This is a genomic window from Streptomyces sp. NRRL F-5123 (genome assembly GCF_000721495.1).
Lineage (GTDB): Bacteria > Actinomycetota > Actinomycetes > Streptomycetales > Streptomycetaceae > Actinacidiphila.
On record NZ_JOHY01000022.1, the window covers coordinates 86,267 to 97,598 of the forward strand.

8 protein-coding genes are annotated in these 11,332 nt (G+C 73.6%); all 8 read right to left on the reverse strand.

The window, feature by feature from the left end:
- Positions 1–80: 80 nt before the first annotated feature.
- The 8 genes from IH54_RS0119870 to IH54_RS0119905 all read right to left on the reverse strand — a co-directional run bounded on the left by IH54_RS0119870 (position 81) and on the right by IH54_RS0119905 (position 11,249).
- The gene (locus IH54_RS0119870; protein WP_052397655.1) at positions 81–1,208 is read right to left on the reverse strand and encodes an LCP family protein; all 1,128 of its coding nucleotides are present in this window, start codon (positions 1,206–1,208) and stop codon (positions 81–83) included.
- A gap of 281 nt (positions 1,209–1,489) precedes the next feature.
- The gene (rho, locus tag IH54_RS0119875; protein WP_031518491.1) at positions 1,490–3,517 is read right to left on the reverse strand and encodes a transcription termination factor Rho; all 2,028 of its coding nucleotides are present in this window, start codon (positions 3,515–3,517) and stop codon (positions 1,490–1,492) included.
- A gap of 361 nt (positions 3,518–3,878) precedes the next feature.
- Positions 3,879–4,802, reverse strand: coding sequence for a homoserine kinase (thrB, locus tag IH54_RS0119880; protein ID WP_031518493.1), 924 nt, complete (start codon positions 4,800–4,802; stop codon positions 3,879–3,881).
- Positions 4,803–5,284: 482 nt separating this feature from the next.
- Positions 5,285–6,376 (reverse strand): threonine synthase, encoded by a 1,092-nt coding sequence (thrC, locus tag IH54_RS0119885; RefSeq protein ID WP_031518494.1) that lies wholly within the window; start codon positions 6,374–6,376, stop codon positions 5,285–5,287.
- Positions 6,377–6,382: 6 nt separating this feature from the next.
- The gene (locus tag IH54_RS0119890; protein ID WP_031518496.1) at positions 6,383–7,741 is read right to left on the reverse strand and encodes a homoserine dehydrogenase; all 1,359 of its coding nucleotides are present in this window, start codon (positions 7,739–7,741) and stop codon (positions 6,383–6,385) included.
- A gap of 259 nt (positions 7,742–8,000) precedes the next feature.
- Entirely contained in the window at positions 8,001–9,392 is a 1,392-nt protein-coding gene (lysA, locus tag IH54_RS0119895; RefSeq protein ID WP_031518499.1) for a diaminopimelate decarboxylase, read from the reverse strand.
- 32 nt (positions 9,393–9,424) lie between these two features.
- On the reverse strand, positions 9,425–10,660 hold the full coding sequence (gene nrtL / locus IH54_RS0119900) for an ArgS-related anticodon-binding protein NrtL (protein WP_031518501.1): 1,236 nt from the start codon (positions 10,658–10,660) through the stop codon (positions 9,425–9,427).
- A gap of 127 nt (positions 10,661–10,787) precedes the next feature.
- Positions 10,788–11,249, reverse strand: coding sequence for a response regulator transcription factor (locus IH54_RS0119905; RefSeq protein ID WP_052397656.1), 462 nt, complete (start codon positions 11,247–11,249; stop codon positions 10,788–10,790).
- Positions 11,250–11,332: the final 83 nt, after the last annotated feature.

Genomic DNA, 11,332 nt, shown 5'->3' on the forward strand with positions numbered 1-11,332 from the left:
TGCCAGCACTGGCCGCATCTCCCAAAACCAGGTCCGCGCCCGGATCATTCCCCGTCCTGACGATCAGGCCTTCCCGCAGGTCAGCGCTTTTCCGGTGCGGGCTGTCCGGTGTCGGGCCCGACGACCTTGCCGGCGTCGGTCCGGTCGGCGGCCGAGCCGGTCAGCGCGGACGCGGGTACGGGCTTGTCGGCGCGCAGCGCGGCCCACACCGTCGCGGCCTTCGCGGGGATGGGCTCGACCCGGTTGCGGTCGGTGGGCACGAAGCGTACGGGCAGCGTCACCATGTGGATCTGCCCGGACTTCAGGCCGCGCACGCTCTGCGCCAGGCTCATGAGCTTGCCGACCGAGCCGAGGCCCGTGTCGGTCGTCACGGCGCTCGTGGCGGTGTCGGCGACGGAGAACAGCTTGGTGGGGCTGGTGAGCAGCCCCAGGCCCCGTACACGGTCCATGAGGGCCTTCATGAAGGCCTGCTGCAGCTGGATGCGGCCCAGGTCGCTGCCGTCGGCTATGCCGTGCCGGGTGCGGACCAGGCCGAGCGCCTGGTCGCCGTTCAGGGTGTGGGAGCCGGCGTCGAGGTCCAGATGGCTCTTGGGGTCGCGGATGGCCTGCGTGGTCGTGAGCGGGACCCCGCCGAGGGCGTTCACCAGGTTCTTGAAGCCGGTGAAGTCGACCTCCAGGTAGTGGTCCATGCGCAGACCGGTGAGCTTCTCGACGGTCCTGACCGCGCAGGCCGGGCCGCCGACGGCGTAGGCGCTGTTGAACATCGCCCGCTTCGCGGCCGGGGCCGTGCCGCCCCTGGGCTTGGCGCACGCGGGGCGGTAGACGAGGGTGTCGCGCGGGATGCTGACGACGGTCGCGCGCTTGTGGCCCCTGGCCAGGTGCACGACCATCGCGGTGTCCGAGCGGGCCGAGCCGCCGTCGTGGCCGTACGCGCGGTTGGCGCCCGAGCGGGAGTCCGAGCCGAGGACCAGGATGTCCATCGCGCCGTTGCCGAGCTTGACCGGCCGGTCGTCACCGAGGGCGGCGTCGATGTCGACGCTGTGGATGTTGCCGTTGAGCCGTGAGTAGACGTACCCCGCGCCGCCGGCCCCCGCGAGCACCACGCCCGCCGCGACCCACGCGGTGATCCGCAGCCCGCGCCGCCGGCGCCTTCTCGCCCCCAGGGGCGAGGCGCCGGCCGGAGACCTGGGGCCGCCTGTACCGGACATTCCTCCATCGTGCGCCGCACCCACGGGGGTCGGCATCCGCAAGGAACCGGCGCTGCCCGCGTACCCGCAGGTCAGGGGGCACGCGGGCGATTTTTCGACGACGTGCGGTGACGGGCCGGTGACGGGCCGGTGACGGGAGGGCGGCGCCGGTGGCCCTCCGGCCCCCTCGGCGCCCGCGTTCCGCCGCCCCGGCCGGGCCTTCCAGGGCGCCTGCGAGAACGCGGACGGCCCCGCCCGCCGGGGAGACCGGCGGGCGGGGCCGTGTGCGCGACGGCGGCGGGTCAGTCGTTGTTCTGGCCCGGGGTCGTCTTCGCGATCTGCATCAGGAACTCCGCGTTGGACTTCGTCTGCTTCATCTTGTCCAGCAGCAGCTCGATCGCCTGCTGCTGGTCCAGGGCGTGCAGCACCCGGCGCAGCTTCCAGACGATGGCCAGCTCCTCGCCGCCGAGCAGGATCTCCTCCTTGCGGGTGCTGGACGCGTCGACGTCCACCGCGGGGAAGATGCGCTTGTCGGAGAGCTTGCGGTCGAGCTTGAGCTCCATGTTGCCGGTGCCCTTGAACTCCTCGAAGATCACCTCGTCCATCCGCGAGCCGGTCTCGACCAGCGCGGTGGCCAGGATGGTCAGCGAGCCGCCGTCCTCGATGTTGCGGGCGGCGCCGAAGAACCGCTTCGGCGGGTAGAGCGCGGTGGAGTCCACACCACCGGACAGGATGCGGCCCGAGGCGGGCGCGGCCAGGTTGTAGGCGCGGCCGAGCCGGGTGATCGAGTCCAGCAGCACGACGACGTCGTGGCCCAGCTCGACCAGGCGCTTGGCGCGCTCGATGGCCAGCTCGGCGACCGTGGTGTGGTCCTCGGCCGGGCGGTCGAAGGTCGAGGAGATGACCTCGCCCTTGACCGACCGCTGCATGTCGGTGACCTCTTCGGGACGCTCGTCCACCAGGACCACCATCAGGTGGCACTCGGGGCTGTTGGTGGTGATCGCGTTCGCGATGGCCTGCATGATCATGGTCTTGCCGGTCTTCGGCGGGGCCACGATCAGACCGCGCTGGCCCTTGCCGATCGGCGAGACCAGGTCGATGATCCGGGTCGTCAGCACGCCCGGGTCCGTCTCCAGACGGAGCCGGTCCTGCGGGTACAGCGGGGTGAGCTTGTTGAACTCCGGACGGCCGCGGCCCGAGTCGGCCGCCATGCCGTTCGCCGAGTCCAGCCGCACCAGCGCGTTGAACTTCTCGCGCCGCTCGCCGTCCTTGGGCTGCCGGACCGCACCGGTGACGTGGTCGCCCTTGCGCAGCCCGTTCTTGCGCACCTGGGCGAGCGACACGTACACGTCGTTCGGGCCCGGCAGGTAACCGGAGGTGCGGATGAAGGCGTAGTTGTCGAGGATGTCGAGGATGCCCGCGACCGGGATCAGCACGTCGTCGTCGGCGACCTGCGGCTCGCCGCCGCCGCCGAACTCCTCGCGGCGGTTGCCGCGCCCTCTGCGGTCGCGGTAGCGGCCCCGGCGGCGGCCGCGGCCGTCACCGAACTCGTCGTCGTCCTGGGCGCCGCCCTGGCCGCCGCCGCCCTGCCCCTGCTGCTGGCCCTGACCACCGCCGCCCTGGCCCTGCTGCTGCCGGCCGCCGCCCTGGCCGCCGTCCTCGCGGTTGCGCTGGCGGTCCCGCTGCCGCTCCCGGCGGTCGCCGCGGCGGCGCTCCTGGCGGTCGTCGCCGCCCTGCTTGCCGTCGCCCTGCCTGGCCTCACCCTTGGTGTCGGCGCGGCCCTCGGCGGTGTCGGCGACCTGCTCGGCCTTCTCCGCCCGCTGGTCGGCCTTCTGCTCGCTCTTCGCGGCCTTGGCCTGCTCGCCGGCCGGCTGGCCGGGGATCTCGATCTGCTGGGACTCCTGCCGCTGCTCGCGCTGGTCGGGCGCGGCGGTGGCCGTCGTCGTCGCGGCACGGGCGCCGCCCGCGGCCGCCGCGGCGGTGTCGTCGCCGGTCTGCTCCAGACGCGCCTTGGACGTCGCGCGCCGCTTGGGCTTCTCCGCCGTGCCGGCACCGTCCGCGGGGGCGGCCGCCTGTGCGGCTCCGCCGCCGGCCTGGCGCTCCTTGATGGTCTCGATCAGCTGGCTCTTGCGCATACGCGCGGTGCCCTTGATGCCGAGCCCGGAGGCGAGCTGCTGCAGTTCGGCCAGCACCATGCCGTCCAGGCCGGTCCCGGTCCGGCGGCGGCGCGCCGGGCCGGCCGTGGCAGCACCGCCCGCGGACGCGGCGGCATCGGACGAGGCGACAGTGTCATCTGCGCGCACGCCCATCAGATCGGTGGTGTCGCTCACGAAGGGTCCTTCCCTGGAGCGGACGTCGGCCTGTCTGGCTCGGCGACCGGTCGTGCTGTCCGGATCTGGGCGTTCCCGCTGTCCAGAACCGGGGCGGTGGTCCGCCTGATGGCGGCAGAAATACGTACGTGCCTTCGGCACGGAGGGAACTCGTACCGAATATCCGGAGCGTGCTCAGCATCGCCCGGGTCAGGAATCCGACTGCTCGGATCTTGCCCTATGCGGTGTGGGAGGCTCCCGGAAGAAAAGCGGTCCCACGGAAGGGACACGGTGCATCCTGCCCAGCGGGCTCCGAATGCAGGCTTGAGATTAACACTACCGGATCCAACAAACATTCCCCCTCTCACGCCCGGCAATCGTGTCACTGCCCCCCTGCGAGCGGCAGTACACACGCCCCGGCAGCGTCCAGCGACAGGCGGTGCGCCGCCCATCCCTCGCCCGCGTGCCGGGAGACCTTGTCGGCGGCCCCCTCGTCGGTGAGCGCCAGGACCGTCGGCCCCGCGCCCGACACGACAGCAGGGACGCCCTCGCCCCGCAAGCGGTTCACCAGCGAGAGCGTTTCCGGCATCGCCGGTGTGCGGTAGTCCTGGTGCAGCCGGTCCTCGGTGGCCGGCAGCAGCAGCTCGGGACGCCTGGTCAGCGCCTCGACGAGCAGTGCGGCGCGCCCGGCGTTGGCCGCCGCGTCCACATGCGGGACGGTACGCGGCAGCAGGCCGCGCGCGGTCTCCGTCAGCACCGGGTCGGCGGGCACGAAGACCACCGGGACCAGTGACGCCGAAGGGTCCATCCGGATCGCCCGCGCCGCGCCGCCCTCGCTCCACGCCAGCGTGAAACCGCCGAGCAGGCACGCCGCGACGTTGTCCGGGTGCCCCTCGATCTCGGTCGCCAGCTCCAGCAGTGCGGTGTCGTCCAGCGCGGACGCGCCGCCTATCGTCACCGCCCGCGCGGCCATGATGCCCGCGCAGATGGCGGCGGAGGAGGAGCCGAGGCCGCGGCCGTGCGGAATGCGGTTGGCGCACACCACCTCCAGGCCGCGCGGCTGGCCGCCGAGCAGGTCGAAAGCGGTCCGCAGGGAGCGGACGACCAGGTGTTTCTCGTCGCGCGCGAGCGTGTCGGCGCCCTCGCCTGCGATGTCGACGTGCAGCCCCGAGTCCGCGACCCGCACCACGACGTCGTCGTAGAGCCCGAGAGCCAGCCCGAAGGCGTCGAACCCGGGCCCCAGGTTCGCGCTGGTCGCGGGGACGCGCACTCGTACTGCGGCAGCGCGGAACGCGGGACCGGCCATCGTTCGACGAATCTCCTTGTGCGGTACGCCCTCCGGGCGCGGCACCATTGCCGGGCGGCGGGGCGGGAGTGGCGATGCGGGGTGGGCATCCGCCGGATACGGGGCACACTGCGGTGCCGCTGGGTCCCAGCTTATCGAAGGAAGGTTCTCCTGCGACATAGGGCGCACGCACAGCGCGCGATGCGTGTCGCCTCGCCGGCGTGGCTTCTCGGGCGCCCCCTGCGCCCCGTCGGGTTTCCCTGCCGCGCCGGGCGAGCGTTTTCAAGGGGCGCGGGGAACTGCGCGAGCAACCCAGCGCCGACGGGTGGTCCGGCGACGACATCAACTGCCCCTTCGGGCCGGTGGCGACGCGCCGGTCGCGTCGTGGCTGGTCGCGCAGTTCCCCGCGCCCCTGCGGGGCACAGCCCCTCCGCGCAGCAGCGGACGTGCGCCGGGGCCGCGCCCCGAAACACGCGCACCACCCTGCGCAGAGGGCGCAGCCCCTACGCGAGCCCGAGGCTCTGCGCGGCGGCGTCCGCGTCGACGGGGACGGTCAGGGGGGCCGGGGCGCCGGCGACGGCCCAGTCGGGGTCCTTGAGGCCGTTGCCGGTGACCGTGCAGACGATGCGCTGGCCGGGGTCGACCCGGCCCTCCTCCGCCGCCTTGAGCAGGCCCGCGACCGAAGCGGCGGAGGCGGGCTCGACGAAGACGCCCTCCTTCGCCGCCAGCAGGCGGTACGCGGAGAGGATCTGCCGGTCCGTCACCGCCTCGATGACGCCGCCGGACTCGTCGCGCGCGGCCTCCGCGAACTGCCAGGAGGCGGGGTTGCCGATCCGGATCGCGGTCGCGATGGTCTGCGGGGAGCGCACGGGCGCGCCGTTGACGATCGGGGCCGAGCCGGCGGCCTGGAAGCCCCACATGCGCGGGGTGCGGGCGGCGAGGCCGTCGGCGGCGTACTCCTTGTAGCCCCGCCAGTACGCGGTGATGTTGCCCGCGTTGCCGACCGGCAGCAGGTGCAGGTCGGGGGCGTCGCCGAGCGCGTCGACGACCTCGAAGGCCGCGGTCTTCTGGCCCTCGATGCGCACCGGGTTGACGGAGTTGACGAGCGCGACCGGGTACTTCTCGCTGAGGCCGCGCGCGAGGTCGAGGCAGTCGTCGAAGTTGCCGTCGACCTGGAGGATGCGGCTGCCGTGGACGAGCGCCTGGCCCATCTTGCCGAGCGCGATCTTGCCCTGCGGCACGAGCACCGCGCACACCATGCCGGCGCGTACGGCGTAGGCGGCGGCGGAGGCGGAGGTGTTGCCGGTCGATGCGCAGATGACGGCCTGGGCGCCGTCCTCCTTGGCCTTGGAGATGGCCATGGTCATGCCGCGGTCCTTGAAGGACCCGGTCGGGTTCGCGCCCTCGACCTTGAGGTACACGTCACACCCGGTCCGCTCCGACAGCAGCTGGGCCGGGACCAGCGGGGTGCCACCCTCCAGCAGCGTGACCACCGGGGTGTCCGCGGTGACCGGGAGCCGGTCGCGGTACTCCTCGATGATGCCGCGCCACTGGTGGGTGCCGGACATTCGGGGCCGGTCGATGGTTGCGTTCATAGCGGGCTACTCCCCTTCCACACGCATGATGCTGGCGACGCCGCGTACGGTGTCGAGTTTCCGCAGGCTTTCGACCGTCGCCGACAGCGCTGCGTCCGGTGCGCGGTGGGTGACGACGACGAGCGACGCCTCGCCGCCCGCGCGCCGTACGGCACCGGTCTGCTCGGCCGCGGCACCGTCGTTGGTGTCGCCGCCGCTCTGGCTCCTGCCCTGCTGCCGCACCGTGTCGATGGACACGTCGTGCTCGGCGAACACCGTGGCGACCTGCGCGAGGACGCCAGGTTTGTCCGCCACGTCAAGGCTGATGTGGTAGCGGGTGACCACATCGCCCATCGGGCTCACCGGCAGTTGCGTGTACGCGGACTCGCCGGCTCCCGTGGTCCCTGCCAGTTTGTTGCGGCAGGCGGCCACCAGGTCGCCGAGTACGGCGGAGGCGGTGGGTGCACCGCCGGCGCCGGGACCGTAGAACATCAGCTGCCCCGCTGCCTCCGCCTCGACGAAGACGGCGTTGTAGGCGCCGCGGACGGACGCCAGGGGGTGGCTGAGGGGGATCATCGCCGGGTGCACCCGGGCGGTGACGGAGCGGCCGTCGGCGGCGCGCTCGCAGATGGCCAGCAGCTTGACGGTGCAGCCCATCTTCTTCGCCGAGGCGATGTCCGCCGCGGTGACCTCGGTCAGGCCCTCGCGGTGGACGTCGTCGATGGTGACCCGGGTGTGGAAGGCGATCCCGGACAGGATCGCCGCCTTGGCCGCCGCGTCGAAGCCCTCGACGTCGGCGGTGGGGTCGGCCTCCGCGTATCCGAGCGCGGTGGCCTCGTCCAGCGCCTCGCTGTAGCCGGCACCGGTGCTGTCCATCTTGTCGAGGATGAAGTTCGTGGTGCCGTTGACGATGCCGAGCACCCGGTTGACCTTGTCGCCCGCGAGCGACTCGCGCAGCGGCCGGATCAGCGGGATCGCCCCGGCGACGGCGGCCTCGTAGTACAGGTCCACGCCGTGCTCCACGGCCTTGGCGTGGAGGTTCGCGCCGTCCGCGGCGAGCAGCGCCTTGTTGGCCGAGACGACGGAGGCGCCGTGCTCGAAGGCGGTCGTGATGAGGGTGCGGACCGGCTCGATACCGCCGATGACCTCGACGACGACGTCGATGTCGCCGCGTTTGACGAGCGCCGTGGCGTCCGTCGTGAGCAGCTCGGCGGGCACCCCGGCGCGCACCCGGTTGGGGCGGCGCACGGCGATGCCGGCCAGCTCGATCGGCGCGCCGATGCGGGCGGCGAGGTCGGCCGTCTGCGTCGTGATGATGCGCGTCACCTCGGAGCCGACCACACCGCAGCCCAGCAGCGCCACCTTCAGCGGACGCGTACGCATCATCCGACCTCGTCTCTCGTACGGTTTCCCGAGTGGTTCCCGTGTCGTCCCCGCTGCCGTCGCGGTCCGGGCCCGGACCGTACGGCGTGGAGGCCACCAGTCTCACCCACCGGTAGGGAGAAGCCACGCCCTGTCCGGAATGCGAGACCGTCCGGGCGGACGGTGAGATTTGCGGTACGGGCGGACGGGCGCGCGGCTTTTCGCCCCGCGCGCCCTGCCCGGACCGCAGATCCTCTTCACGGACCGTTCGCGGACGCCTCGCTCAGCCGACGTCGAGGCGCAGCAGGTCCTCCTCCGTCTCACGGCGGACGATCACCCGCCCCTGCCCCTCGGCGACCGCGACGACCGGCGGGCGCAGCGCGTGGTTGTAGTTGCTGGCCATCGAGCGGCAGTACGCGCCGGTGGCGGGCACCGCGATCAGGTCGCCGGGCGTGAGGTCGGCGGGCAGGAAGGCGTCCTTGACGACGATGTCGCCGCTCTCGCAGTGCTTGCCGACGACCCGGCTGAGCATCGGCGCGGCGTCGCTGCGCCGCGAGACGAGCGCCACGCTGTACTCGGCGTCGTAGAGCGCGGTACGGATGTTGTCCGACATGCCGCCGTCGACACTGACGTACGTACGCAGGGCCTCCAGCGGCTTGACGGTGCCCACCTCGTACAGCGTGAAGGCGGTCGGGCCGACGATCGCGCGGCCCGGCTCGACCGACAGCCGCGGGCGCTCCAGACCGGCCGTCTCGCACTCGCGGGTGACGATGTCGGCGAGCGCCTTGGCGATCTGGTGCGGCTCGGCGGGGTCGTCGGCGGGCGTGTAGGCGATGCCGAGGCCGCCGCCGAGGTCGATCTCCGGGAGCTGCACGCCGTGCTCGTCGCGGATCTCGGCGAGCAGCCCGACGACGCGGCGGGCGGCGACCTCGAAGCCGGACATGTCGAAGATCTGCGACCCGATGTGGCTGTGCAGGCCGATGAGCTCCAGGCTCTCCAGCTTCAGCACCCGGCGCACCGCCTCGGCGGCCTGCCCGCTCGCCAGCGGGAGGCCGAACTTCTGGTCCTCGTGCGCGGTCGCGATGAACTCGTGGGTGTGCGCCTCGACGCCGACCGTGACGCGGATCTGCACCCGCTGCCGCCGCCCGTGCCGCTCGGCGGCCGCGGCGACCCGGACGATCTCCTCGAAGGAGTCCACGACGATCCGGCCGACCCCGGCGGCGACCCCGCGGTCGATCTCGGCGCTGCTCTTGTTGTTGCCGTGCATCGCGATGCGCTCGGCGGGCATGCCGGCGTCGAGCGCGACGGCCAGTTCGCCCCCGGAGCACACGTCGAGGTTCAGCCCCTCCTCGTGGAGCCAGCGCACGACGGCGCGGGAGAGGAAGGCCTTGCCGGCGTAGAAGACGTCCGCCTCCGTCCCGAAAGCGGCCCGCCAGGCGCGGCAGCGGGCCCGGAAGTCCGCCTCGTCGAGGATGTACGCGGGCGTGCCGTACTCGGCGGCGAGGTCGCGGACGTCGAGGCCGCCGACCTCGACGGCACCGTCGCCGTTGCGGGTGACGGTGCGGGACCACACCTGCGGTTCGAGGTGGTTCAGGTCCGCGGGCGGGGCGGTGTAGTGCCCCTCGGGCAGCACGTCGGCGTGGCGGGGCCCGGCGGGGTGTGCGGATCGGCTCACTGGTCTCTCGGTTTCCTGGCTCGGAAGTGATCTCAGAGGTGGTGGGGTGCGCTGATGCCGAGCAGGTGCAGGCCGTCGGCGAGCACGATGCCGGTCGCGTCGGCGAGGCGGGCCCGGGCAGCGTGGACGGCCGAGGGTTTCTCGTCCCCCTTCGGCAGCACGGGGCACTCGTCCTGGAAGCGCAGATAGGCGTCGGCCAGCCGCTCCAGATGCCGGGCGAGCCGATCGGGCGCGCGGCGGCGGGCGGCGGTCTCGACAACCCGCGGGAAGTCGGCGATGAGCCCGAGCAGCTCCGTCTCGGCGGGGTGCCGGTACGGGTCGTCGCTCGCCGGGCTCTCGATGCGTACGCCCAGGTCGTGGGCGTTGCGCAGCAGCGCGCGGGTGCGGGCGTGCGCGTAGCGCACCCGGAAGAGGGGATTTGCTTCGCGCTGGGCGAGCAGCCCGCGGTCGAGCCGCGGCACGTCCTCGCCGGGGGGCCGGAGGAGGGCCCAGCGGAGCTCGTCGGGGCCGAGGTCTGGGCCGGGGTCTGGGCCGGGGTCTGGGCCGGGGGCGGCGGCGGGGGCGCATTCACCGGGGGCGGGGGCGGCGGCGGAGGGCCCGCCGGGGACGGCGGCGGAGGCGGAGGTTCCGCCGGGGACGCCGGCGGGGGCGCATTCACCGGAGGCGGGGGCGGGGAGCGCGGAGGTTCCGCCGGGGACGGCGGCGGGGAGCGCCGAGGCTCCGCCGGGGGCGGCGGTGTCCGGCTCAGGCTTCGGGGCCGGCTCGGGCTCGGCGACGCGGAGGGGCTCCGAGGGGCCGCCGGGCCGGGCGCCGGTGGCGCGCAGGAGGGCGTTGACGGCTTCCGCGACGACGCGGGCGCGCAGGGCGGGTGGGCCCCCGCGCTCGCCCGCCGGGACGACGGTGACGTGCTGGCCGGCGAGGCCGTCGCCGCGCCCGTACGCCGGCCCCTGCTCGCGCACCTGCCGTACGACGTCGGCGTAGGCCCGCGCGCTGAGGGTGATGTTGAGGAAGCCCGCCCCGGCGATCTCGACCTGGGCGATGCCCGGTTCGCGGGCGAGGCGGGGCGCGAGGATGGCGGCGACCTCGTACGGGCTGCGCCCGGCGGCACCGGCGAGCTGGAGGGCGACGTTGGTGGCGTAGTCACCGCACCCGGGCCGCGGCGGGCGCTGCACGACGACCTTCTCCGGCACGGCCACCCGCAGTTCGTCCGCCGCGACGGCACGCCGGACCGTGGTCAGCACGGTCCAGGACAGCTCGGCGGGGGTCACGGAGAACAGCGTAGGCGAGAACCCCCTACGAACGCCGAGCGCTTTTCCCCCAGGTCACCTCCCCGCTCCCCGCGCACCGCCCCGCCCCCGGCCTGTGCGCCCACGGCCCCGCTCGTCGGGGGTCGGCTCACCCGCCGCCGGGCGCGGCAGCGGCCCGCCTCGGCGGATCCCCGGCCTCCCCGGCCTCCCCGGTGCCGCCCGGGGTGCCCGGATTCCGGCGGGCCAGCCGCCGTACCGTCTCGACGAGCTCGGCGGGCTCGAAGGGCTTGGCGACGAAGGCATCCGCCCCGCCCGGCCCCCCGACACCTTCCGGCGCGGTGCCGCCGCTGACCATGACGATCCCGACCCCCCGCGTCCACGGATCCGCGTCCGCCCTCAACCGCGCGGCGGTCCGCACCCCGTCCAGCCGCGGCATGACGACGTCCAGCGTCACGACGTCCGGCCGCACGCTGTGCACTATCTCCAGGCACTCGGCACCATCAGCCGCGGTCACGACCTCGAAGCCCTCCAGCTCCAGGTTGACCCTGATCAACTGCCGGATCACCTTGTTGTCATCCACAACAAGCACCCGGCCGGTCGCTCCCGCCACACCCCGAAGCGTAGGCGCGCGACTCCTGATGCGTCCGCGTTTTGCCCATTTCTCCCCCTCCCAGCCCTCCCCCCGCGCACCCC